The organism is Sphingobium sp., assembly GCF_035511395.1.
Classification (GTDB): Bacteria; Pseudomonadota; Alphaproteobacteria; order Sphingomonadales; family Sphingomonadaceae; genus Sphingobium.
This window is the reverse complement of sequence record NZ_DATKFP010000042.1, coordinates 37,250-60,229: the sequence shown is the minus strand read 5'-3', so window position 1 is coordinate 60,229 and position 22,980 is coordinate 37,250. Positions and strand designations below refer to the sequence as shown.

At 64.4% G+C, this 22,980-nt stretch carries 20 protein-coding genes and 1 pseudogene; 6 read left to right on the top strand and 15 right to left on the bottom strand.

Features of this window, described 5'->3' with window-relative positions; genetic code table 11:
* Nucleotides 1-903, bottom strand: a pseudogene (locus VMR39_RS02375) (excinuclease ABC subunit A); the annotation flags it as partial.
* 182 nt (nucleotides 904-1,085) lie between these two features.
* Between VMR39_RS02375 and VMR39_RS02370 the strand changes: the two are divergent.
* Together VMR39_RS02370 and VMR39_RS02365 are read left to right on the top strand one after the other, a co-directional pair.
* Nucleotides 1,086-1,925, top strand: coding sequence for an aminoglycoside phosphotransferase family protein (locus VMR39_RS02370; protein ID WP_325413966.1), 840 nt, complete (start codon nucleotides 1,086-1,088; stop codon nucleotides 1,923-1,925).
* A gap of 540 nt (nucleotides 1,926-2,465) precedes the next feature.
* Entirely contained in the window at nucleotides 2,466-2,807 is a 342-nt protein-coding gene (locus tag VMR39_RS02365; protein ID WP_325413964.1) for a UrcA family protein, read from the top strand.
* Between the two features lie 66 nt (nucleotides 2,808-2,873).
* On the opposite strand, the gene VMR39_RS02360 is transcribed toward VMR39_RS02365, so the two are convergent.
* From VMR39_RS02360 to VMR39_RS02350, 3 genes are read right to left on the bottom strand one after another with little or no spacing between them, the layout of a single operon-like run.
* Nucleotides 2,874-3,107 carry a hypothetical protein gene (locus tag VMR39_RS02360; protein WP_325413962.1) on the bottom strand — a complete coding sequence of 78 codons (234 nt, stop codon included), beginning with the start codon at nucleotides 3,105-3,107 and terminating at the stop codon, nucleotides 2,874-2,876.
* Nucleotides 3,108-3,141: 34 nt separating this feature from the next.
* A complete protein-coding gene (locus VMR39_RS02355; RefSeq protein WP_325413960.1) occupies nucleotides 3,142-4,461 on the bottom strand; it encodes a sigma-54 dependent transcriptional regulator in 1,320 nt (439 codons plus the stop codon).
* On the bottom strand, nucleotides 4,458-6,215 hold the full coding sequence (locus VMR39_RS02350) for a sensor histidine kinase (RefSeq protein ID WP_325413958.1): 1,758 nt from the start codon (nucleotides 6,213-6,215) through the stop codon (nucleotides 4,458-4,460). Before VMR39_RS02350 ends, VMR39_RS02355 begins: the two co-directional genes overlap by 4 nt.
* Nucleotides 6,216-6,469: 254 nt before the next feature.
* On the opposite strand from VMR39_RS02350, the gene VMR39_RS02345 reads away from it, so the two are divergent.
* The 3 genes from VMR39_RS02345 (at nucleotide 6,470) to mqo (ending at nucleotide 11,125) form a co-directional block, all read left to right on the top strand.
* On the top strand, nucleotides 6,470-7,810 hold the full coding sequence (locus VMR39_RS02345) for a dicarboxylate/amino acid:cation symporter (RefSeq protein WP_325413956.1): 1,341 nt from the start codon (nucleotides 6,470-6,472) through the stop codon (nucleotides 7,808-7,810).
* Nucleotides 7,811-7,822: 12 nt separating this feature from the next.
* Nucleotides 7,823-9,304, top strand: a complete 1,482-nt coding sequence (locus VMR39_RS02340) for an alginate export family protein (RefSeq protein ID WP_325413954.1) — start codon at nucleotides 7,823-7,825, stop codon at nucleotides 9,302-9,304.
* 96 nt (nucleotides 9,305-9,400) lie between these two features.
* Nucleotides 9,401-11,125, top strand: coding sequence for a malate dehydrogenase (quinone) (gene mqo / locus VMR39_RS02335; protein WP_325413952.1), 1,725 nt, complete (start codon nucleotides 9,401-9,403; stop codon nucleotides 11,123-11,125).
* 334 nt (nucleotides 11,126-11,459) lie between these two features.
* Here mqo and trmB read toward each other — a convergent pair whose 3' ends face one another.
* The 5 genes from trmB to VMR39_RS02310 form a co-directional block, all read right to left on the bottom strand.
* Nucleotides 11,460-12,155, bottom strand: a complete 696-nt coding sequence (trmB, locus tag VMR39_RS02330; RefSeq protein ID WP_325413950.1) for a tRNA (guanine(46)-N(7))-methyltransferase TrmB — start codon at nucleotides 12,153-12,155, stop codon at nucleotides 11,460-11,462.
* A gap of 48 nt (nucleotides 12,156-12,203) precedes the next feature.
* Nucleotides 12,204-12,599 carry an MAPEG family protein gene (locus VMR39_RS02325; RefSeq protein WP_325413948.1) on the bottom strand — a complete coding sequence of 132 codons (396 nt, stop codon included), beginning with the start codon at nucleotides 12,597-12,599 and terminating at the stop codon, nucleotides 12,204-12,206.
* Nucleotides 12,600-12,668: 69 nt separating this feature from the next.
* Complete coding sequence (locus VMR39_RS02320) at nucleotides 12,669-13,406, bottom strand: TorF family putative porin (RefSeq protein ID WP_325413946.1); 738 nt, start codon at nucleotides 13,404-13,406, stop codon at nucleotides 12,669-12,671.
* Nucleotides 13,393-13,800, bottom strand: coding sequence for a hypothetical protein (locus VMR39_RS02315; RefSeq protein ID WP_325413944.1), 408 nt, complete (start codon nucleotides 13,798-13,800; stop codon nucleotides 13,393-13,395). Before VMR39_RS02315 ends, VMR39_RS02320 begins: the two co-directional genes overlap by 14 nt.
* 133 nt (nucleotides 13,801-13,933) lie before the next feature.
* Entirely contained in the window at nucleotides 13,934-14,614 is a 681-nt protein-coding gene (locus tag VMR39_RS02310; RefSeq protein ID WP_325413973.1) for a GNAT family N-acetyltransferase, read from the bottom strand.
* A 198-nt stretch (nucleotides 14,615-14,812) separates the two neighbouring features.
* On the opposite strand from VMR39_RS02310, the gene VMR39_RS02305 reads away from it, so the two are divergent.
* The gene (locus VMR39_RS02305) at nucleotides 14,813-15,868 is read left to right on the top strand and encodes an alpha/beta hydrolase family esterase (protein WP_325413942.1); all 1,056 of its coding nucleotides are present in this window, start codon (nucleotides 14,813-14,815) and stop codon (nucleotides 15,866-15,868) included.
* A gap of 7 nt (nucleotides 15,869-15,875) precedes the next feature.
* On the opposite strand, the gene VMR39_RS02300 is transcribed toward VMR39_RS02305, so the two are convergent.
* From VMR39_RS02300 to rpiB, 6 genes are all read right to left on the bottom strand, one after another.
* Nucleotides 15,876-16,760, bottom strand: coding sequence for a tyrosine-protein phosphatase (locus tag VMR39_RS02300; RefSeq protein ID WP_325413940.1), 885 nt, complete (start codon nucleotides 16,758-16,760; stop codon nucleotides 15,876-15,878).
* A gap of 22 nt (nucleotides 16,761-16,782) precedes the next feature.
* On the bottom strand, nucleotides 16,783-19,041 hold the full coding sequence (locus VMR39_RS02295) for a TonB-dependent receptor (RefSeq protein WP_325413938.1): 2,259 nt from the start codon (nucleotides 19,039-19,041) through the stop codon (nucleotides 16,783-16,785).
* Between the two features lie 441 nt (nucleotides 19,042-19,482).
* Entirely contained in the window at nucleotides 19,483-20,538 is a 1,056-nt protein-coding gene (locus tag VMR39_RS02290) for a TrmJ/YjtD family RNA methyltransferase (RefSeq protein WP_325413936.1), read from the bottom strand.
* 128 nt (nucleotides 20,539-20,666) lie between these two features.
* Complete coding sequence (nrdR, locus tag VMR39_RS02285; RefSeq protein ID WP_325413935.1) at nucleotides 20,667-21,128, bottom strand: transcriptional regulator NrdR; 462 nt, start codon at nucleotides 21,126-21,128, stop codon at nucleotides 20,667-20,669.
* 6 nt (nucleotides 21,129-21,134) lie between these two features.
* A complete protein-coding gene (glyA, locus tag VMR39_RS02280) occupies nucleotides 21,135-22,466 on the bottom strand; it encodes a serine hydroxymethyltransferase (protein WP_325413933.1) in 1,332 nt (443 codons plus the stop codon).
* A gap of 11 nt (nucleotides 22,467-22,477) precedes the next feature.
* Entirely contained in the window at nucleotides 22,478-22,915 is a 438-nt protein-coding gene (gene rpiB / locus VMR39_RS02275; RefSeq protein ID WP_325413931.1) for a ribose 5-phosphate isomerase B, read from the bottom strand.
* Nucleotides 22,916-22,980 lie beyond the last annotated feature (65 nt).

Here is a 22,980-nt window from a genome sequence, read left to right as displayed (position 1 = left end):
GCAGGCGGGGCAGGCGCCCAGGGGGGCGTTGAAGGAGAAGAGGCGCGGCTCGATATCGGGGATGGTGAAGCCGCTGACGGGGCAGGCGAATTTTTCGCTGAAGACGATGCGGTTGAGGGGGATGCCCGCGCCCTTCATCTTCTTGTCGGTGGACTGGACTTCGTCTTCGCGGCCGGGGACGACGCCTTCGGCCAGGTCGACATAGGCGAGGCCGTCGGCGAGTTTCAGCGCCTGTTCGAAACTGTCGGCGAGGCGGGTGGACATGTCGGCGTCCACGGCGAGGCGGTCGACCACGACTTCGATGTCATGCTTATATTTCTTGTCGAGGGCGGGCGCATCCTCGATCAGATACATTTCGCCGTCGATGCGGACGCGGGTGTAGCCCGCCTTCTGCCATTCGGCCAGTTCCTTGCGATATTCGCCCTTGCGGCCGCGTACCACGGGGGCGAGCAGGTAGAAGCGCGTGCCCTCCGGCAGGAGCATCACGCGGTCCACCATCTGTGACACGGTTTGCGCGCTGATCGGGAGGCCGGTGGCGGGGCTGTAGGGGATGCCGACGCGCGCCCAGAGCAGGCGCATATAGTCGTAGATTTCCGTGACGGTCGCCACGGTGGAGCGCGGATTGCGGCTGGTGGTCTTCTGCTCGATGGAGATCGCGGGGCTGAGACCCTCGATATGCTCGACATCGGGCTTCTGCATCATCTCCAGAAACTGGCGCGCATAGGCGGAGAGCGACTCCACATAGCGACGCTGACCCTCGGCATAGATGGTGTCGAAGGCGAGCGACGACTTGCCCGAGCCGCTGAGGCCGGTGATGACGATGAGGGAATCGCGGGGCAGGTCGACGTCGACGCCCTTGAGATTATGTTCACGCGCGCCGCGGACGCTGATGTGGGTCAGCATTCGGTAAACCTCTGCTTCGGGATATGGGTCAGACTCATGGAACCGTTCTTTATTTGTTCGGGAGGGGCGGGGCAAGGCTGTTGCGTGCAAGATGGGATGGCGCGACGAGTCCGGCAAGGTGGGGCTTCCCATCGGCGCGAAAGCGCTGGCCAAGCGTTCGTCCGTGCGGCACAGGCGAGGTGATGACGCTGCCTGATCCTTCGTCCTTCCCCGATCCTGCGTCCTTCATCGCCGCCGGGCAGAGCGCGGAGGTGTATCGGCTGGACGGGGGACGGGTGATCAAGCTGTTCCATGCAGGCGTCGACACCGCCATCATCGCGCGCGAACATGGGATTGGGCGGGTCGTGCAGGCGAGCGGACTGCCGGTGCCGCGCGTCTTCGGGCTGGACGAAGCGGGCGAGCGGCAGGGCATCATCTATTCGGAGCTGAGTGGCCCCAATCTGCTGGCCTATATCGCAAGGCATCCGCATCGCACGGGCTGGGCGCTGGGCCAGATGGCGCAATTGCAGCAACATATCCAGGCCTGCCACACGCCGTCGCTGCGCAGCCGCAAGGCGATCATCCTGGAGGATATAGAGGCCGCGCCGATCGGGGAGAGGCTGCGCGCGGCGGCGATCGATCGGCTGGAGCAGTTGAACGAAGGCGACCGGCTGACGCATGGCGACCTGCATCCGGGCAATCTGATCGTGACGCCGGACGGGGTGAGCGTGATCGACTGGTCGCGGGCGGCCTGCGGGACGATCGCGACCGATCTGGTGCGCACAGAGATGCTGATGCGGTTCGGGCCGGGCCGGGCCGGTCAGGACGTCGGGTGGATCGAAGCGGCGATGCGCGATGTGGCGAGCTGCTGGTATCTGCGGCGCTATCGCGCAGGCACGGGGTTGGATGCCGAGGCGCTGACAGCGTGGCGCCCGCTGGTCGCGCTTGCCTGGATGCGCCAGCGCGCGCCGGTGCGGGAAGCTGCCTTTGCCGCCTATCTGGCCGAGGCACTGCGCGTGGCGGGGTTGCCGCCGATCGATTGATGTCGTTCGTCGCCAATGGTGGGTGGTTTGTCCGTCCGCCATGCTGCCCGGCGTTCGGGGAAGGCCGGTCATCGAACCATGGGCCATATGCGCCGGCCCAACGATATGATGGCGGCGTTAAGGGACGGTTCAGCGCCAAAGGTGTCGTCTCTCTGGCATATAGTTTTCCCGATCCGGAGTGCCCGACAGCATCTGGATACGCCCCCGGCCTTCCCTTGCGCCGGGGGCGTTTTCGTTTTTGGCGATCGTTGCGATTCGCGCTTTCCCTTACGGAACATGTCGTTTGACGGTGGGCAGATGTCGTTCGTCGCGCCGTTCGTCCCCTTCATCATGGTCATTGGTCGAAGCCGACGCCGTTGGCCGATGACGAGCGCCTCCGGTCGAACCGGACGGGCGGCGACCCGCCTTCCGGCATAAACAGGATGGGCGAGCGGGACAGGAGCTGACCCCAAGACCTCCGGCTCCCCCGCTCGCAACCGCTGGCGCCGCGATGCCCCCCATGGGCGGCCCGGTCACAACAGATTTCGAGGAGATATGCCCATGTTCCGTTCGTCCAAGATTGCCGCCGTCCTTGCCGCAGCCACCCTGACCGTCGTCGCCGGTGCCGCCTCCGCCGAGGACTTCCAGTCCAACGGCCGTACCAGCGAAGTCTTTCATGGCGATCTGAACCTGGCGAAGGCCGACCATCAGAAGGAACTGCGCAGCCGCATTTCCCGCGCCGCGTCCAGAGTGTGCGCCACGGCCGATACGGCGACGATGGTCGCCTGCCGCAGCAAGGCGATCGCCCATGTCCAGGCGCCGGTCACCGCCGCCATCGCCCGCGCCGAAACGCGCGAACGCTATGCCGATGCGAGCGGCACCCGCTCAATGGCAGGCAACTGATTGCCCTTGTCATCCATGACGGAGCGCAAGCGAAAGGCCCGGAGACGATCCGGGCCTTTCTGCCGTTCAGCGTGGATGGGTAAGGATGGGATGAGCGAGGCGCAGTTCGTCGGCGAGTTGCTCGATCGCTTCCACCTCCACCGCGGTGCCGACCGGGTTCAGCGCCCAGTTGCAGTGCGGATGAGTCGCGCGATCATAGAGACGCACCGGGCCGAGCGACTTGCGCCACTTGTGCTTCTGCCCACCGCGATCGCGGAGCAGCCGGGCGACGATCAGGTCGGTCATCTGGTCGACGGTCATACGCGATTTTCCTGTGGATCTGCGGGGGTTGCGCTCATGTATCGAGCCCCCGCACCTTTCGCAAATCGATGCCCAGTCTCCTGACCCGATAGTAGAAGGTCTTGCGCGGAAGGCCCAGCGTCGCGATGGCTTTGCCCATGTCGCCTCCGACGGACTGGATCGCATCGATAATCGCCATGCGCTCGAACGCGTCGAGCCGATCGTCCAGAGGGAGCAACGATCCGTCTTCGAGGGCTGGCTCCTGTTCCAGCCCCAGCGTCAGCCGATCCGCGAAACGCGCCAGTTCATGGACATTGCCGGGCCAGTCATGGTCCAGCAAGTGAGCCAGGATCGCGCGGCTGACCGGCGGCAAAACACGGCGGAAGCGTCGGGCGGCGGCATCGAGCAGATGGGCGAAGATCAACGGTATATCCTCGCGCCGTTCGCGCAGCGGCGGGATGTGCAGGCGCACCGCCGCCAGCCTGTAGAGCAGGGCAGGCTGGATCGGGGCCACCTGACCCTGACGGGCCATGCAGCCTATCACGCGCAGGTCCACTGGCTGAGGTTCGCGCGCGCCCACCGGGCGCACCAGCCGATCTTCCAGAAACTGGATAAGATGCGCCTGCAATGCCGGGCCGGACTGGTCGACATCGTCGAGGAACAATGTTCCCTGATGCGCGCGCGTCAGCCGGCCCTCCAGCGGTGCGCGCCCGGCCAGGCTCTCGCCATGGAGGCTGGTTTCGGCGATCGCATCGGGCACGGCGGCGCAGGCGATGCTGACGAACGGAGCGCTGGCCCGCTGGCTGCGCTGGTGGATCATGCGGGCGACCAGTTCCTTGCCGGTGCCTGTCTCACCCTCGATCAATATGTCGATATTGGTGTCGGCCAGTGTCGCGACCATGTCGCGCAGCCGCTCTATTGCCGGAGAATGGCCGATCAGTGGCGATGGGACGGCATTGTCCACCATCGCGCGCAGGCGCCGATTTTCGATCACGAGCAGCCTTTTCTCGCTGGCGCGCCCAACTGATGAGATCAGGCCGTCGGGATCGAACGGCTTGGTAAGGAAGTCCCAGGCGCCCGCTTTCAGCGCATCGACCGCCATCGGCACATCGCCATGGCCCGTCACCAGTATCACCGGCAGTTCCGGGTCGCGGGCCTGCAATGCCTGAAACAGATCGATGCCCGACATATGCGGCATACGGACATCGCTGACCACAATGCCGGGGAAATTGCCGTCGACAGCATCCAGTACGTCGACGGATCGGGCGAAGGAGCGGACCTGATAGCCGGCCAGCGCCAGCGTCTGGGCCATGGCGGCGCGCAGATCATCATCATCGTCGACCAGGACGATCTGGCGCGGGGGAACGTCGTTCATGCGCGTTTCAAGCTCAGCTGAAAATGGGCGCCCGTTTCAGAGGGCAGAAGGCGTAGCGACCCGCCCATGTCGGCCATGATGTCGCTGGCGATGACGAGTCCAAGCCCCAGGCCGGACGGGCGGCTGGTGACAAAGGGGGTGAAGAGCTGATCATGCACCGATGGATCGATACCCGGACCATTGTCGATCACCGAGAGCAGCACCGTCTCCGCGTCCAGTGCGACGGCCAGGCGAATGGCCGGTGTGGCGCTGCCATCCAGCGCTTCCAGTGCATTCTGCAAGAGATTGACCAGCACCTGCTCCAGTCGGATCGTGTCGGCCATGACGCGCAACCCGGCAGGCAGGTCGGGCAGTTGCAATTCGACCCGTGCCAGCCGCGATCTGAGAATCAGCAGGCTGCCCTCGATCGGCCCGGCGAGCGGGATGGCGTCGATCGCACCGGTGGCCTTGCGGGAAAAGCCGCGCAATTCGGCGGTGACTTTGCCGATCCGGTCGGTCAGCCGCTCGATCGCCGCCATATTCTCGGCCGCTGCTCCCGTATCGCCGCGCGTGATCAGCAGCCGGCCATTGGCGGCATAGCTGCGGATCGCGGCGACCGGCTGGGCGGTTTCATGGGCAATCCCGGCCGTGATCTGGCCCAACGATGCCAGGCGATTGGCCTGGCGCAACCCTTCGCGCAGCGTATCGGCGCGCGTTTCGCTGGCGGCGTGCTCCTCCATTTCGCGGCGCAGTTCCTGCGTCCGGGCAGCGACCATTGCTTCCAGCTCGATGGTCCGCGCCGCAGCCGTGGCGGCATGTTCGGCCCGGCGATGGGCGCGTTCGCGCAGAACCCAGATACCGCCCGCCAGCAGCAGCAGCAGCAGCAGTGTCGCCAGCCGCACCGTGCGCACGATGCTTTCCACGCCATGGAGCGGCGTCAGCATGTTGAGCTGCCAGCCCGGTTCGCCAGCGGGTACCGATTGCCACAGCAGGCGGCGGCGCGGATCATCGGCTGGGCTGACGATCTGACGGCCGTCGGCATCGCCCATACCGTGCAGCGAAACGGGCAGCAGCGATCCACGCCCGGACTGAAGTTCGGCCCGGAAGCGCTGCTTCGACTGGGGCGAGAGCGGATGAATGGTGGTGAAGCGCCAGTCGGGCCGGCTGGTGATGAGGATAATGCCTTCCCGACTGGTGATGAATGTGATCTCGCCCAGCCGCGCCCATTGCTGTTCGATCCCGTCAAACTCCAGCTTTACCACGACATAGCCGCCGCCACGCGAGCGCCGGGACAGATACATTCCGGGCCGATCGCTGATCGTGCCGAGGGCAAATTGTGCGCCCGATCCATGGGCGGCGGCGAGCTTGAAATAGTTGCGGAATGAATAGTCCTGGCCGACGAAGCTGCGCGCGCTGTCCCAGTTGCTCGATGCGACGGTGCGGCCCGATGCATCGAGCACATAGATTTGGGCGGCGCCGGTGGTGCGCGCCAGCGCCTCCAGCTTGTGGTCCAGAGCCCGCAATGCCGTCTGCGATCCGGTCAGGCCAGCGACCAGATCGCTATCGTCGGACAGGGCGACGGGCAGCAGGCGAAAACGTTCGATCTCGCTCTTGAGATAGGCCTGGCGCAGGATCGCGGCACCGCGCGTCTCCGCGCTCAGACGGGCGATGGCGTTGCGCTCGGCGACCTTGCCCGACACCCATAAAAGGCTGCCGGCCACACCCAGGAACAGGGCGATCCACAGGATGCGATTCGGGAAACGGGCACCGTCCATGTGCGTCCATATCGCGACCAGGGGTTTTGTGCAAATTGTTGCACATGCATCGGCGCGGCTGGGCAGGAATATGCACTTATCGGGCGGTCAAAAACCAAGGGAAAGCATTTAAAATATTGAATTAAAACGATATAATTTAACTCCTCCTACAATTTGTTCCGTATTTGCCATGCCCCGATACTGGCCGCATCAATCCCCGACCCGCCCAATCAAGAAGGCGGGAAGGCTTTTGGCGAGGGCCAGAAAGACCTGTCATGCAGATTTCCTCTCTTTCAGATGCGTCCGCCGTTCGGCGGCCCTGGTATTTCCATCTCTATGCGCAGGTGCTGCTGGCGATCATCGCCGGCGTGGCGCTCGGCCATTTCGCGCCCCATCTGGGCGAGGCGATGAAGCCGATCGGCGATGCCTTCATCAAGGCGGTGAAGATGGTCATCGCCCCTGTCATTTTCCTGACGATCGTCACTGGGATAGCGGGCATGCGCGACATCGCCAGCGTCGGTCGCGTCGCAGGCAAGGCCTTTGCCTATTTCCTCTTCTTTTCCACGCTGGCTCTGGTCGTCGGGATGATCGTCGCCAATGTGGTGCGGCCGGGCGCTGGGCTGAGCATCGATCCCGCCACGCTCGACGCCAGCAAGGTCAGCGAATATGCGCAAAAGGCGCATGACAGCACGTTGACCGGCTTCCTGACCGGCATCATCCCGGACAGTTTCCTGTCCGCCTTCGTCAGCGGCAACATTCTTCAGGTGTTGTTCGTCGCGATTCTGTTCGGCGTCGCGCTGGCGCTGATCGGCGATCGTGGCGCGCGCGTGCTCGACCTGCTGGAAGATGTCTCGACCGCCGTGTTCAGGCTGGTCGCCATCGTCATGAAGGCGGCCCCGGTCGGTGCGTTCGGCGCCATGGCCTTCACCATCGGCAAATATGGTGTCGGCACGCTGGCGAACCTCGCCCTGCTGGTCGGCACCTTCTACCTGACATCGGCATTGTTCGTCGTCGTGATCCTGGGTCTGGTCGCGCGCCTGTGTGGCTTTTCCATCTTCGGCCTGATCCGCTACCTGAAGACCGAACTGCTGCTGGTACTCGGCACCTCCTCTTCGGAAAGCGCGCTGCCCGCGCTGATCGAGAAGATGGAGCGGGCCGGTTGTCCCAAGTCGATCGTCGGCCTGGTCGTGCCGACCGGATACAGCTTCAACCTCGACGGCACCAATATCTACATGACGCTGGCCGCATTGTTCATTGCGCAGGCGACTGGCGTCCATCTCTCTCTGGGAGATCAGATCCTGCTTCTGGGCGTGGCCATGCTGTCGTCCAAGGGAGCGGCAGGCGTGACCGGGGCGGGCTTCATCACGTTGGCGGCGACCCTCTCCATCGTCCCTTCGGTGCCCGTCGCCGGCATGGCCCTCATCCTGGGTGTCGACCGTTTCATGAGCGAATGTCGCAGCCTCACCAACTTCATCGGCAACGCGATGGCGACCATCGTCGTGTCGCGCTGGGAAGGAAAGCTGGATCAAGCGCAATTGCAGGCCGCGATGCGAGGCGAGGGCAGGGCGTCATCCCCGGCCGCGCCCGCCATCGCCCGCGCCGTCCCGGCGGAATGAGGCGCAGCCACCATGGTTCGTTTCTCCCGCGCGGCCACGCGCCGCCCCGTCGCCGTCTCCGCTCTCACCCTTGCTACCCTGTGCGCCAGTCCCGCACGGGCGGACGACATGCCCGCTGAGCCCGCCAGCCTCTATCCCGCCGATGCCGTCGGCGAAGGATCGGCGTCGGGTGGCTATGCCCTGTCGCGCTGGGCCGAGGACTGGCGTGGCAAGGCCGATCCCAAACAGCGCGACGACCTGTTCGATCGTCTCAAATATCTGCCGCTGGACGATGATGGCGACATCTACCTGACGCTCAGCGGCGAGGCGCGGGTGCGGGTCAATTACACCACCAACCTCAACCTGCGGAATGCCGGTAGCCAGCGGCAGGACATCAACCGGCTGGTCGGCGGCGCCGACCTGCATGTCGGGCCGCATCTGCGATTCTATGGTGAACTGGCCCATGGCGGCATTTCCGGCGATAATATCGGCGCGCCGTCGGGATCGCTGCGCAACGATCTGGTGCTGCTCCAGTCCTTTGTCGAAGCGAAGGGGCGCGTCGGCGGCATGGACCTGGGCCTGCGCTATGGGCGGCAAGAATTCACCGATGGTCCCAATCTGCTGACGTCGCAGCGGGACAATAATACGATCCGCTATGCGCTGAACGGCGTGCGTGCCTGGGCTCGGACGGGATCGCTGCGCATCGACGCATTCGATTTCAAGCCGACCGCGCTCGGCAATGGCGGCACCGGTGACGACAAGGTCGAGCAAGGACGCCGCTTTTCCGGCTTCACCGCCGGCGTCCGGATTCCGGAAAGGGCGCTGGGCGGATCGGAACTCTATCTCGATCCGTTCTTCTGGCGGCTGCGCACCAGCGAAGCGCTGTGGGGCGGCGTGACCGGCCGGGTCGAGCGCTTCTATGCCGGCGCGCGCCTGTGGGGGGAGGTTGGCCCGGTCAATCTCGACTGGACCGTCAACCACCAGTTCGGCGATTTCGACGGTCGCGACATCAGCGCCTGGCAGCTGTTCTTCAGTCAGAGCTACAAGCTGCCTGGCGACCTGCCGATGGCGCCGCGCATCGGCTTCCACGCTGACTATGCGAGCGGCGGCGGGACATTCGCGGGCGGCACGCTCAAGGCCGCCTACGCCCCGTTCGGCAACAACGTCTATTACAGCTATCAGCTGTGCATGACGCCGACCAACCTCAAGACGCTGGCTCCCAGCCTGACCCTGTCGCCGCTCAAGGGCGTGAAGGCGACGATGGAATATCAGTTCGCCTGGCGCGCCGCTGAAAATGATGCGGTCTATCGCGCCAACAAGTCGATCTTCGCCGGGACCGAGGCTGTGCCGGGGTACAAGATCGGCGAATCGATCCGCGCGCAAATCAGCTGGTCGATCACCCCGCGCCTGTCCTTTATCGGACGTTACGAGCATCTGGATGCGGGACCGGTGCTCAGCCGCGCCGGCTATGGCAACAGCGATTATCTGGCCGGCTGGCTGAGCTTCCGATTCTGATGGCGATGGGGTGGTGCGCATGACCTGACGGACGAGATTGGCGAACGCGTATCCGGCCGCCCGGCCCCTTTCCACGCATATTTGGAATCCAAGATCATGACCTCCTCCTCCAGTCCGGCGGCATCGCGCCGCCGGCCTTTGTTCAAGAAGATCCTATTCGCCCTTGCCATCCTCCTCCTGGTGCTGGCGATCGCCGCTGCTGCCTTCCTGTTCCGGCCGATGGCCTCGCCCGCCGGCAAGGCGGCCGCCAATGACAAGCCGGTCGATGTTCTGGTGATCGGCGGCGGCATCATGGGCGTGACGCTGGCCACCTATCTCCAGGAAATGGAACCGGGCTGGCGGATCGATATCTATGAGCGGATGGACAAGGTCGCGCAGGAAAGCTCCAACGGCTGGAACAATGCCGGCACCGGTCATTCGGGCTTTGCAGAGCTGAACTATACGCCGGAAAATAAGGACGGCTCGATCGCGACCGAAAAGGCCGTCGATATTGCCGAGCAGTTCGAAATTTCGCGCCAGTTCTGGTCGCATGAGGTGACGCAGGGCCGTTTGCCCAAGCCGACCGACTTCATCAATGCGACCCCGCACATGAGTTTCGTCTGGGGCGACGACAATATCGCCTATCTGCACAAGCGTCGCGATGCGCTGGTGAAGAATCCACTCTTCTACGGGATGCAATATTCGCAGGATCCCGCACAGATCCGCCGCTGGGCGCCGCTGGTGATGGAAGGCCGCAACCCGAAGCAAAAGGTGGCGGCGACGTTCATGCCGCTCGGCACCGATGTCAATTTCGGCGTCATCACCACCCAGTTGACCAAGGCGCTGACCCGCAACCCCAATTTCAATCTGCAATTGGGACAGGAGGTACGCGGCCTGCATCAGAATGCGGACAAGACGTGGAACGTCACCGTTCATGACCTCAAGACGAATAGCGACAATGTGGTCAAGGCGAAGTTCGTCTTCATCGGCGCCGGCGGCGCCTCTCTCAAGCTGCTGCAAATGTCGGGCATTCCGGAATCGAAAGATTATGCCGGCTTCCCGGTCGGTGGCCAGTTCCTGGCGTTCGAGGGACCAGCGGCCACCAGTCGCCATAATGTGAAGGTCTATGGCAAGGCGGAGGCCGGCTCGCCGCCCATGTCGGTGCCGCATCTGGATGCACGCAAGCTCGACGGCAAGTCGGTCACGCTGTTCGGTCCCTTCGCGTTGCAGAGCACGAAGTTTCTGAAGAATGGGTCGTCGCTCGATCTCTTCGCGTCCATCTACAAGAATAATGTCGGCGGCATGTTGAAGGTCGGTGCGGAAAATCTGGACCTTGTGCGCTATCTGGCGGAGCAGGCGACGCTGACCGATGGCCAGCGCCAGGCCGAACTGGTCAAATATTACCCCAATGCCAAGCGCGGCGACTGGAAGCTGATCACCGCAGGCCAGCGCGTGCAGGTGATCAAGCGCGATCCCAGGAAAGGCACGGTGTTGCAGTTCGGGACGGAAATCGTCACCGACAAGGATGCCAGCATAGCGGCGCTGCTGGGCGCATCGCCAGGTGCCTCCACTTCGCCGGCGATCATGCTGCAAGTGATGCGCCGGGCCTTCCCACAGCAGATGGCGACCAGTTGGAAGCCCAAGATAGCGGCAATGGTGCCTTCCTATGGCCAGAAGCTCAACGCCAGCCCGGAACTCACCAACCGCGTCCGCCGCATGACCAGCCAGACGCTGGGCCTGCCCTATATCGAGGTGCCTGCAAGGCTGGCCGGTGCGGCACCCGGCTCCGCTGTCGAGACGCCGGCCAAGCGCAACCTCAATCAGGAGCAGCAGGCGCTGTAAATATTGTCGGATAAGGGGGCGGGGGCCAAGTTTCCACGCCGGAGGGCTAGCGCCTTGCCCCCTTTGTCCGGATCAGGCCGCGAGCGCAGGTCAGCGATACTATTGCCATGAGCGCCGAAATTCACACCGGCCTGGACTGGCGGGAAGCCAAGGAAAAGGTCAGGCTGGATCACTTCGGTGTTCCGACCGACAAAAGGAGCCTGTCACGTCCGGATGGGCGGGGATGACTAGGGCATGATCCGATCGGCTTGGATCAGATCATGCCCTAATGTCCTTTCTGGCGGGGCCGAGGATGCCATGATCCAGCAGAGCGATCTTGCCGGAAAACCAACATCTACCTGCGTCTGTAACGGAAATACCAGACTTCATGGCCGATGCGGCGGGCCTTGGCTTCGTAGCGGGTTTCGGGCCATCCGCCGGGGCGGTTCTGGAAATCCGTCGGCTCGCTCGCCAGCCAGTCGAAATCGGGATGGCCGTTCATCACCATCAGCGCCCAGCGCAGATAGACCGGATGGTCCGTGCCGAAGCGGAATTCGCCGCCGGGCTTCAGCTTCCTTGCGATCATCGCGACCGGGCCGAGGTTCATCATCCGGCGCTTGGCGTGGCGCGCCTTGGGCCAGGGGTCGGGATGGAGAAGGTAGACGAAGCTGAGCGCCCCATCTGGAATGCGGGACAGGACGTCGAGCGCATCGCCCATGTGCAGCCGGACATTGCCCAGCGCCTGGTCGCGGACATGGCCGAGCGCCTGGACGACGCCGTTCAGGAAGGGTTCGCACCCGATGAAGCCATGGTCGGGCAGCATGTCGGCGCGATAGGCCATATGCTCGCCGCCACCGAAGCCGATCTCGAAATGGAGCGGGCGGTCGTAACCGAACAGGTTCGCGGCGGTCACTTCGCCTTCCGCCGGGACGGAGACGGCTGGGAGCAAGGTATCGACCAGTTCCTGCTGGCCCTTGCGGAGCTTCGGCCCCGACTGGCGGCCATAGAGGCGGTTGAGGGTCGTGGGATCGCCGGATTTATGCGCAGTCATGGGGCGCGCGCTTAGCGGGCGAGGCGGCGCGGGGCAAGCAGGACTATGTCAGAGGCTTAGCAGCGGCCACAGCACCATCAACAGGCCGATGAGGCTGGCGAGGAAGAAAAGGGTGCGCACGGCCGGCACGCCGAAGCCGTAGAGCGGCAAATAGACGATGCGCGCGGCAAGCCAGATCCAGCCGCCCAATGCCGTCCATTCGCTGGTCCGGGTGGTGATCACCACGCCGATCAGCGCGACGATGGCGATCGGCAGCGTCTCCATATAATTGGCCTGCGCGCGGGACAGGCGTCCGGCGAGCGGGTTCATCGGCGGCAGATGTTCGTCGCGCGCGCCCATGTTCCACCTGGCGCCATATTGTTTGGTCTTCACATGGGCGGCGGCGAAGATGTGGACGAGGAGCAGGATCATGCCCCAGGCGAGAATCGTCAGTTCCACAGGCATGCGTTGCTTCCCCCTCCGGTTAGAGGGGGAAGCTATGCCAAGACGGCAAAGGCAGCAACAGATGTCCGTTCAGAGAGTGAAGCCGACCCTTGCGATCAGGCTGGCGCCCGCATGGGCGCTGTCGGGTGCGTCGATGTCGGTGTCGGCATAGCGCAGGCCTGCGGACCAGCGGCCCTGATACCAGTCGAGCGCGACGCCATGGTCCCAATAGGCGCCGTCGGGACGCAGGCGCGCGGCACGGAACGTATCGCGCACGTCGCCCGACGATCGGCCGACATGGCCCGACAGGGTGAAGGGCGTGCCGGGAATGGCGAGCGCGCTGCTGGCCGAGACATAGAGATTGTCGCCGCCGATGGCGGACTGGCGCGGGGCGTAGCGAGCGCCGAGGTCGATACTCGCCGGGCCGAGCGCGAACCCGGCGATCGCGCCGACTTCGCCATAACCCTGATGAGAGGCGCCGGGGAAGAGATGGTAGCGGCCCTCTGCGGTCAGGCGCCAGCCGCCGAGTTGCTTTGCATAGGTGGCGCCAAGATCCAGCACGGCGTCGGCGCCGCCATGGCGGTCGCTGCCCCAAAGGGTGGTTGCCGCCCCGTCGAGGCTGAGGCCTTGCGCGACGGGTACGGAAACGCTGCCGCGCAGCACCGGGTCGCCGTCGCTCCAGCTAAGGCCGCGGCGGCGGTCTTCGCTGGCAGCTTCGAGGGAAATGGTCGGGCCGGCCGCATATTGGGCGGCGGCCGGAACGGCATGGCCAGCGAGCAGAAACGCTCCCAGCCATGCCAGGCGGCAGTGACGATCAGTTGGATGCAAGATTACGTACCGAGTCCAGTTCAGCCAGAAGGGGCGCGCGGTCGGCCTGCGCCACCGCGACCAGATGCGCCTCTATCTTTTCCTGATGCTGGGCAAGGTTACGCTCGCCCGAATTGCGACCGGGCGTGCAGGCACCGGCTTCGCTGCCCGAGAAGCGCTTGTCGGTGGCGATGGTGCGGGCCAGGGCCGGGCCATGGTCCAGCTTGCGGTCGACGACGATGGTCGCCGTCCACTGGCACCGCTGGGCATCCATGCGGTTCGGGGTCTTTGCGCCGATCGTCTTGGTGCGCATTTCCGCGCGGGCGGTGTAGGTCGCGCCGACCTGCTGGCCGTGATGTTCCATGGAAACGCTGTGGGTCGCGGCGGCGGCCGCGAGGGCGATGATCAAACTCATGTCATTCTCCTGCTATGACGCCGCACTTTGCTGTCCGGTCGTCACGCACGGATTTAGGTTTCCACTGTTGCTGGTTGTTTTCCGGATGATGATGAATGGCGACATGAAGGTCGGTTGCGGCAATGCGCCGGCCTCATTCCGTGGGAGCGCGGGTCACTACCATCATCGGCAATTCGGCCCTGACCTCGAAGCCCAGCGTCCGGTAAAGCGCGATCGTCCTGTCATGCGCGGCATAGGCGTGAAGGAAGGGCGCCTCACCCCGCTCCAGCATCGCCTGTATCACGACGCGCATCAGCGCGCCGGCAAGTCCGCGGCCGCGCCAGTCGGGATGGGTGCAGACGCCGCTGACTTCGGTGAAGCCGGGCATGCGCATCCGCTCCCCCGCCATGGCGATCAGTCGGCCGCCCTCACGCACGCCGATGAAGCGGCCGAGCCGGTGCGTCCGGGTGCGAAAGGGGCCGGGCTTGGTCAGCAAGGCGAGGTCCAGCATGTCGGCTGCGTCCGCCTCGCCAAGCTGAACCCAATTGGGCGAGGGACTCTTCGACGGGGACAGGCTGGACGCCACCATTTGCGCCAGCAGGGCGCTGCGCGTCACGGACAGGTTAGGCGGTGGTGCGCCCGCTGCATCCTTGCCGATCAGCCATAGCTCGCCATCCGGTGGGATCAGGTCGTGCAGGCCCGCTCCATTGCCATCGACGGTCGCGGCGAACGGGCCATGGTCGGGATCGAGGCGCATGGCCTGATCGTCGCCTTGTGCCAGCGCGGACCAGCCGGAGCGCAGCGCGTGCCAGATGGGTTGATCGAGCGGGTGGATAGGCGCCTCCGGTCAGGGTTGGGCATCGGCCATAGACCGGACGCGCGGCGACAGGCAATCGCCGATGCAGGACATGATGCTGTCATGATGCCGGGCGAGTTTGGGAAAGGGGCTTGGGACGGCCAGGCGATCTTGCGGGATCGATGCCGTCCATTCATGGTTGACGGGATAAGGCATTGGCTAGGACATGGAGCGTGAATGGCTGATCTGTTCGGGGCGTTCATCAAGGCCAGCAAACTGGTGCGAAAGCGGCGACCCCTGTCGGCCGCCCTGGCTCTCCAGAAAGCGCTGTCGCCGGCTCCGGCAAAACGCAGTCGCGCGAAGACGGCAAGCCCATCCAAGGCGGCCAGCGCATCCGGGAGGAAAGGGACGGCGCGGAAGAATTTGCCCAGGCCCGCACCGGGAACGTTTCTGAGCGACGAATATCGCTGCCGCCATGGCACGATCGAATACCGACTCTATACCCCCAGGGGGAGCGACCGCCGCCGGTTGCCTCTGGTAGTGATGCTCCACGGCTGTTCGCAGACGGCGACGGATTTTGCCGCGGGTACCGAGATGAACAGGCTGGCGGACGAACTGGGCGTGCTTGTTCTTTATCCGCAGCAATCGCCCAAGGCCAATCTGGGGCGCTGCTGGAACTGGCACGACCCGGTCAATCAGGAGCGGGGCAAAGGCGAGCCGGCGATCATTGCAGGCTTGACGCGCCATGCCATCGCGCTGGGCCGCGCCAATGCCTCACGCGTTTATATAGCGGGCATTTCCGCCGGCGGCGCGGCGGCGGCGATCATCGGGGCGGCCTATCCCGACCTCTATGTCGCGGTCGGCGTCCATTCGGGCGTGGCGCGGGGCAATGTCAGGTCGCTGAGCGGCGCCATCGCCGCCATGAGGGGCCGCAATGGCTCCGGCCCGACGGGCAAGCTGCCGCGCCAGTTGCCGACCATCGTCTTCCATGGCGACAATGACCGGGTCGTCCACCCGTCCAATGCCGGTGGCTTCCTGACCAATCTGGAACGATCGACCGCAGGCCCGCTGATATCGCGCGCCCATGCCGGTGTGTCGCCGGGAGGCCGCCATTATTCGCGCCGTATCCATCGCAGCCATGCGGGCGAGATATTGCTGGAGGACTGGACCATCCATGGCGGCGGCCACAGCTGGTCCGGGGGGAGCGCGGCCGGATCGCATACCGATCCGGCCGGGCCGAGCGCATCGCGGGAGATGCTGCGCTTCTTCCTGTCGCGCAGGCGTTTCCTCTGAAGCGCGCTTACGCCTTGGTCAGATAGAGCTGGCGTAGCTTGGCGATGTCGGCCTCCGACAGGCCCATCTCGTCGCGCAGATAGCCGCGCGCGCCATCGGGATGCGCGTCGATCCTGTCGAGAACGGCGTCGATATAGAGGCGGTCGGCCTTGCCGAAGGCCTGGAGCACTGGCGCGGGCAGCGACATCCACGGCTGGGCGGCGGGGGAATTGGCGCTCTTGGCCATCATGGCGCTGGCATCGAGATATTGGTTGGTGAGCAGGTAATCCTGCTCGATCGTCGCGCGGGGCACGCCGAGGGCGGTCAGGATCAGCGCGGCCGCGACGCCGGTGCGGTCCTTGCCCGCCGAGCAGTGGAAAACCAGCGGCGCGTCGCCCGCGAGCAGTTGCTGGAACATCCGGCGATATTGCGAGGAAAAGGTCGCCATGATCTTGGGATAGCTGGCTGCCATCACCTCCTGCGCCTGATCAACGGTCCAGTTCTTCATGTCGGCGTTCGGCATCAGACCCATGTCCTTTGCCGCATAGTCATCGGCAAGCATGGTCGGGGCATGATCGCCCTGCCATTTGGTCGGTTCCGCCTGGCGCTCCTCGGTCGAGCGGAAGTCGACGACGGTCTGGATGCCGACCCGGTTCAGATAGACATAATCCTGCGCCGTCAGTTGATACATGGTGCCCGAACGGAACAGCTTGCCCCATTTGACGCTGTGCCCGTCGGCGGTGCGATAGCCGCCGAGGTCGCGGAAATTGCGGCTGCCGGCGAGGGGCAGAAGGCGCGGATGCTGTTGCGTGGCGGCGGTGCTTTCCGCCAGCGCGCCGGTGGGCAGCAGCGGCTGCGCAACGAGGGCGAGGGCGGAGATCGCAGCGAGGCGGTGGAACTGAAGATATTTCATCATGCTCTTCCTTTGGCTGGCGTCAGAATTTCACGGTGGCGGAGACGCCCACGGTGCGGGGATCGTTGAAGATGCCGTAATAGCCGAGCGACGAACCGCCATTGGCCTTCACGAATGTATATTCCTCGTTGAACAGGTTGCGCGACCAGAGCGCCAGTTCCATCGACGGGCCGCCATGGGGCATGCGGATATCACCCAGCGAGATGCGTCCGTTCACGATGAAGGACGAACCGGTCTTTGTCGGATCGCTCGCCATCGAATATTGAGACGCGGAGTAATTTCCGTCTAGGTGGAAGTGCAGCGTCGCGTTCGGCAGCGGCACCTCATAGTCGATGGCGCCGCTGGCGGCATGTTTGGGAGTGTAGACGGTATAGACCTGGACCAGTTTGTCGGCCTGGAACGGGTTGGGCGCCGGCGGCAGGTGGACGTCGGTATAGGCGTAGGATCCGGTCAGCGTCAGGCCTTCCAAGGGTGTAACGGTCAGGTCCGCCTCGATCCCCTTGATGCGGCCATTGCCCTGCGCATTGGTCGTTTCGATCGTGGTGCGGGTGCTGTTGAGGACCGGCGCGATGAAGTCGATCTGCATGTCCTTGTAGGACGAGGTGTAGGCCGCGATGTTGAAGCGTGCATGGCGGTCGAAAAACTCCGTCTTCGCGCCGATTTCGAAGGTCGAGACCGACTCCGGACCGAAGTGTCGATAGGTGAGCGAACGGCTGTTGGCGCCGCCCGCCTTGTAGCCGGTGCTCCACTTGCCATAGACATGCATGTCCTGCGTCAGGTCGACCGCCAGGTTCACCATCGGGTCGAAACGATCCCAGGAAGCATCGAGCGGATAGTCGACGCTGACGCCGTTGACCTTGTCCAGCGAGCCCGTCTTCTTGTCATGGGTAAAGCGGCCGCCCGCGGTCAGGTGGGCGATGTCGTTCAGCATCGCCGGAGTCCAGGTCGCCTGACCGAAGACGCCGATGCTGTCCGTCTCCGCATGGCTGGCGCGATCGGGGAAGGGCGAGGCGGCGGTCGGGTCGGGCAGGATAGTGTAGCTGGTGCCGTCCGCATTCCACTGGTTGGTGTAGGGCGTCCAGGCGTTGTCGTTCACGTCTTCATGATAATAGAAGCCGCCTACCACGAAATTGACCTGCGGCAGTGTGCCGATGACCTGCACTTCCTGACTATATTGCTTCTGCCATACGTCGGCGAGGCTGAAGCGGCTGAATTTGCTGTTGTTACTGTAGCCGGGAATGAAGACACCCATATTGGCCGCGCCATTGTCGTTCTGGGTCTGGCTGAGCTTGCGGAACGAGCTGATCGATTTGAGTTCGATCTGCGGCGCTACGGTCCAGTCGAGGGTCAGCAGATGGCCATGGGTCTTGCCGACGGCCCATGGCTGGGGCACGCCGATATTGGCGACCCTGGCCCGGCCGGGCTGCATCTGGAGCAGCGGGCCGGTGGTCTTCGTAAGCAGCTGAACATAATAAGGTGTGGTCTGGTCGCGCGAAATGTCGAAGGAATAGAGCGCGTTGAAATTGCTGGTCGGTTCCCACAGGACACCGGCATGCAGGCCCTTCTTGTTATAGGCGTTGAAGTCATGCTCGCCCGCCAGTGGATTGTCGACCGTGCCGCCGCGCCTGGTGATGAGGCCGTCCAGCTTGATGCTGACATTGCCGATGCTGGGCAGGTCGAGGTGGGCGCTCGCCTCGCGGCCCTCGAAGCTGCTGGCGCCGACGCTGGCGCGCAGGCCGAATTCGCCGCTGGGCTTCTTGGTAATGATGCTGATCGCGCCGCCTTCGGTGTTGCGGCCGAATAGAGTGCCCTGCGGCCCCTTCAGCACCTCGATCCGTTCGACATCGTAGAGCGCCGAACCCAGGCCCTGGGCGCGGCCCATGAAGACGCCGTCGATATAGACGCCGACGCCCTGGTCGCGGCTCGGCTGGTTGGCGTCACCCAGCGTGCCGATGCCGCGCATACCGACCGTCAGCGCCGAACTGCGCGAGAACATGGGGGCGATACGCAGCGTCGGGATCGACCCGTCCGCCAGCGATTCGAGCGATATGACATGACGATTTTCAAGATCGGCGGCATTGAGCACGGAAATGGAGATCGGCGTCTTCTGGAGATTGGTTTCCCGCTTCTGCGCGGTGACGGTGATTTCGCCCAGCCCCGCGCCCGCATCGTCGAGCGGCGTGGGCGTTTCCGCATAGGCCGGCGAGGCCAACATCGCGCCGCAAAGGGCCGAACCGGCCAACAGCATGGGAAAGTGACGTGGGCTGAACTTGATGGACATTGAAAGGCTCCCCGAACTTGGTCGAGCGGGCCTCTAGAACGGTTGTATTTCATGTCTGTGACGTTTGTAACACGCCTTCGCTGGGTTGAAATACTGGCCTGTATCAAGAAAAATGCCGCTATGCTGGCTCTCCATCGTTCAATAACGATGGTCCAGTGCGAGAATATTTTTCTGAACAGCGACCGTCAGCGCCATAACTGGTGCAAGGCACATTGAACGGATTCACATCCGTGTAACAATTGTATCCTCATCACCATACAGTCTGTCGATGCAGGAAGAAGTCACTACACCGGTCGGGCGCGGACTGACGGCATGGCGTGAAGACGGTGGCTGCGTGCAAGCAAGCCCCGTCTATCAAGGCGTCAGGCCCTGCGACAGCGGATGATCGGACCGCGTGCTCGACCCTGAAATGGTCCGGGCCGGCCGACAGGCCAGCAACGCTCAGCGCGAACGCGGGGTGCGCAGCGCGGACAGGACTCCGCGTAGGGTGCGGACTTCCAGATGGTTCCAGCCCGGCTTGGTCAACAGATTGCGCAACGTGCGCTTGGTCGCGGGCGCGCGGTCGGGCGGGAAGAAATAGCCGGCATTCTCCAGCAGCGTCTCGAACTGGACGATCATGCCCTCCAGTTCCTCCTGCGGCGCGGGTTCGCCAAGTTCCGTGACGGTGGGCTGTGCCAGGTCCGCCTGTTTCGACCATTCATAGGCGCACAGGATCACCGCCTGCGCCAGGTTGAGCGACCCGAACTCCGGATTGATCGGCACGGTCAGGATCTTGCGGGCGAGCGCGACATCGTCGGTTTCCAACCCTGAGCGTTCGGGGCCGAAGACGAAGGCGCTGCGCCCTTCTGCGGTGTGGATTTCGCGGGCGGCTTCCTCAGGCGTGACGACCGGCTTGGTGACGCCGCGCTTGCGCACGGTGGTGGCGTAGACATGGGCGCAGTCGGTCACCGCGTCGGCCAGCGTCTCATAGACCTGCGCGCCGTCCAGCACCCCGTCCGCGCCTGCGGCCGCCGGGCCAGCATCGGGATTGGGCCAGCCATCGCGGGGCGACACCAGCCGCATTTCGGTCAGCCCGAAATTCAGCATCGCGCGCGCCGCCTTGCCGATATTCTCGCCCAGTTGCGGGCGGACGAGGACGATGACGGGGGGGAGGGGGGTGGTTTCGGTCATATTTCCGTTCGTCCTGAGTAGGGGCTGAGCCTGTCGAAGCCCCGTATCGAAGGATTTGCGCGCCGCCAACCGGATGGCATCCCAATCGCCAGCGATCAGCGCTTCCTTTTTCCTCCGGGACCAGCCCTTGATCTGCTGTTCAGAGGCAAGCGCTTCATCGCGTGTGCCGAACTCTTCGCTCCAAACCAGCGTGATTGGCCTGCGATTTTGCGTATATCCTGCGATTTCGCCCGACTGGTGCTGCGCAATGCGTGCCTCCAGATTGTCGGTGTGGCCCAGATAATAACTGCCGTCCGCACAATGCAGCATATAGGCATGAAAGCTCATCGCGCAGTCCTTCGATACGCCATTTCGACTTCGCTCAATGGCTACTCAGGACGAACGGCTGTGGGAAGAGCGGGTGCGGTGGGATAGCTTCGCTCAGGCCGCACGGGCTGGACGGAATAAGCTCTCGCTCACTCCCGCCCGACTTCCTTCACCGTGCCGGCGAATTCCTCGAAATCCTTCGCGTCGGCGAAGTCCTTGTAGACGCTGGCGAAGCGGATATAGGCCACGCTGTCGAGGCGTTTCAGCCCCTCCATCACCATTTCGCCGATCGAGCGGGCGGGGACTTCGCCGTCGCCGCTGGTTTCCAGCTGGCGCTGGATGCCGGAGATCAGCTTTTCGATCCGGCTGGGATCGATCGGCCGCTTGCGGCAGGCGATGCCGATGGAGCGGGCCAGCTTGTCACGGTCGAAGGCTTCCTTGCGCCCCTCGCTCTTCACCACCCAGATGTCGCGCAACTGGATGCGCTCGAAAGTGGTGAAGCGCGCGCCGCAGGCTTCGCACTGGCGGCGACGGCGGATGGCGGCGCCATCCTCCGTCGGCCGGCTGTCCTTCACCTGGCTGTCTTCATGGGCGCAGAAGGGGCAGCGCAAGCGGGCTTACCCTTCGTAGATGGGGAAGCGGGCGCAGAGCGCCGAGACGCGCTCGCGGACATTGGCTTCCACGGCGTCGTCGCCATGCTCGCCCCCAGAGGCCTGGCTGTCGCGCAGACCTTCCAGCACGTCGGCGATCATGTCGCCGATCGCCTCGAACTCCGCCACGCCGAAGCCGCGGGTGGTGCCGGCGGGCGAGCCGACGCGGATGCCGCTGGTCTTGGTCGGCGGCAGCGGGTCGCCCGGTACGCCATTCTTGTTGCAGGTGATGAAGCTGCGCTCCAGCGCCTCGTCCGCATCCTTGCCCGAAATGCCGTAGGGGCGCAGGTCGATCAGCGCCAGATGCGTGTCGGTGCCGCCGGAAATGACGGCCAGGCCGCGCTGCTCCAGCCTGCCGGCCAGCGCCTTGGCATTGGCGACGATCGCCTGGGCGTAGGTCTTGAACTCCGGCTGGAGCGCTTCGCCGAACGCGACTGCCTTGGCGGCGATGACGTGCATCAGCGGGCCGCCCTGAAGGCCGGGGAAGATGGCCGAGTTGATCTTCTTCGCGATCGCCTCGTCATTGGTCATGATCATGCCGCCGCGCGGACCGCGCAGGGTCTTGTGCGTGGTGGTGGTCACGACGTCGGCATAGGCGAAGGGCGAAGGATGGGCGCCGCCGGCGACCAGCCCCGCAAAGTGCGCCATGTCGACCATGAACAGCGCGCCGACCTTGTCCGCGATCGCACGGAAGCGGGCGAAGTCGATCGTGCGAGGATAGGCGCTGCCGCCCGCGATGATGAGCTTGGGCTGGCATTCGATCGCCTGCGCCTCGACCGCGTCATAGTCGATCAGGTGGGTGTCTTCGCGCACGCCATATTGCACGGCGTTGAACCACTTGCCCGACATGCTGGGCTTTGAACCATGGGTCAGGTGGCCGCCGGCATCCAGCGACAGGCCCATGATCGTCTCGCCGGGCTTGACCAGCGCCAGCATCACGCCGCCATTGGCCTGCGCGCCCGAATGGGGCTGGACGTTGACGAAGTTGCAGCCGAACAATTGCTTGGCGCGGTCGATGGCGAGCTGTTCCACCACGTCCGACGGGGCGCAGCCCTGATAGTAGCGTTTGCCCGGATAGCCTTCGGCATATTTGTTGGTGAAGACGCTGCCCTGCGCTTCCAGCACCGCCTTGGAGACGATGTTTTCCGACGCGATCAGTTCGATCTGGTTCTGCTCGCGCTTCAGTTCCTGCTGGACGCCGCCGAACACGGCGGGATCGGCATCGGCCAGGCCGCGCGTGAAATAGCCTTCGGAACGGATGTCCGACAGGGTGGGCTGGGTGAGGGTCTGGGTGCTCATCTCAAGTCCTTTCAGAGCGCGGGCTGGGACAGTTTATCGACGCGGCCGGCATGGCGGCCACCGCCGAAATCGGTGGTGAGGAAGGCGGTGACGCAGGCCTTGGCCATATCGATGCCGGTCAGGCGTGCGCCCATGGCGAGGACGTTGGCGTCATTATGCTCGCGCGACAGGGCGGCCGATAGCGGCTCGCCGACCAGCGCGCAGCGGCAGGCGGGATTGCGGTTGACCGCGATCGAGATGCCGATGCCCGAACCGCAAAGCGCAATGCCGCGCTCCGCCGCGCCGGATGCAACGGCTGTCGCGAGCTTGTAACCAAAGTCGGGATAATCGACGCGGTCGGCCGTCGCCGGACCCAGATCGTCGACATCATGGCCTTCGTCGCGCAGCCACTGGGCAAGTTCCGCCTTCAGGTCGACGGCGGCATGATCGGAAGCGATAGCGATTTTCATGTGAGAAGCGTCCCTTCACCGAAAGGGTGATTCGTTTCTGCGCGCCTCATAGGGGCAAGGAACGC

What these genes read in the sequence shown, in the direction of transcription:
- VMR39_RS02370 (WP_325413966.1), top strand. Translation starts at nt 1,086, where the DNA reads ATGACGCTGCCTGATCCTTCGTCCTTCCCCGATCCTGCGTCCTTCATC.
- VMR39_RS02365 (WP_325413964.1), top strand. Translation starts at nt 2,466, where the DNA reads ATGTTCCGTTCGTCCAAGATTGCCGCCGTCCTTGCCGCAGCCACCCTG.
- VMR39_RS02360 (WP_325413962.1), bottom strand. Translation starts at nt 3,107, where the DNA reads ATGACCGTCGACCAGATGACCGACCTGATCGTCGCCCGGCTGCTCCGC.
- VMR39_RS02355 (WP_325413960.1), bottom strand. Translation starts at nt 4,461, where the DNA reads ATGAACGACGTTCCCCCGCGCCAGATCGTCCTGGTCGACGATGATGAT.
- VMR39_RS02350 (WP_325413958.1), bottom strand. Translation starts at nt 6,215, where the DNA reads ATGGACGGTGCCCGTTTCCCGAATCGCATCCTGTGGATCGCCCTGTTC.
- VMR39_RS02345 (WP_325413956.1), top strand. Translation starts at nt 6,470, where the DNA reads ATGCAGATTTCCTCTCTTTCAGATGCGTCCGCCGTTCGGCGGCCCTGG.
- VMR39_RS02340 (WP_325413954.1), top strand. Translation starts at nt 7,823, where the DNA reads ATGGTTCGTTTCTCCCGCGCGGCCACGCGCCGCCCCGTCGCCGTCTCC.
- mqo (WP_325413952.1), top strand. Translation starts at nt 9,401, where the DNA reads ATGACCTCCTCCTCCAGTCCGGCGGCATCGCGCCGCCGGCCTTTGTTC.
- trmB (WP_325413950.1), bottom strand. Translation starts at nt 12,155, where the DNA reads ATGACTGCGCATAAATCCGGCGATCCCACGACCCTCAACCGCCTCTAT.
- VMR39_RS02325 (WP_325413948.1), bottom strand. Translation starts at nt 12,599, where the DNA reads ATGCCTGTGGAACTGACGATTCTCGCCTGGGGCATGATCCTGCTCCTC.
- VMR39_RS02315 (WP_325413944.1), bottom strand. Translation starts at nt 13,800, where the DNA reads ATGAGTTTGATCATCGCCCTCGCGGCCGCCGCCGCGACCCACAGCGTT.
- VMR39_RS02305 (WP_325413942.1), top strand. Translation starts at nt 14,813, where the DNA reads ATGGCTGATCTGTTCGGGGCGTTCATCAAGGCCAGCAAACTGGTGCGA.
- VMR39_RS02300 (WP_325413940.1), bottom strand. Translation starts at nt 16,760, where the DNA reads ATGAAATATCTTCAGTTCCACCGCCTCGCTGCGATCTCCGCCCTCGCC.
- VMR39_RS02295 (WP_325413938.1), bottom strand. Translation starts at nt 19,041, where the DNA reads ATGTCCATCAAGTTCAGCCCACGTCACTTTCCCATGCTGTTGGCCGGT.
- VMR39_RS02290 (WP_325413936.1), bottom strand. Translation starts at nt 20,538, where the DNA reads ATGAGCTTTCATGCCTATATGCTGCATTGTGCGGACGGCAGTTATTAT.
- glyA (WP_325413933.1), bottom strand. Translation starts at nt 22,466, where the DNA reads ATGAGCACCCAGACCCTCACCCAGCCCACCCTGTCGGACATCCGTTCC.
- rpiB (WP_325413931.1), bottom strand. Translation starts at nt 22,915, where the DNA reads ATGAAAATCGCTATCGCTTCCGATCATGCCGCCGTCGACCTGAAGGCG.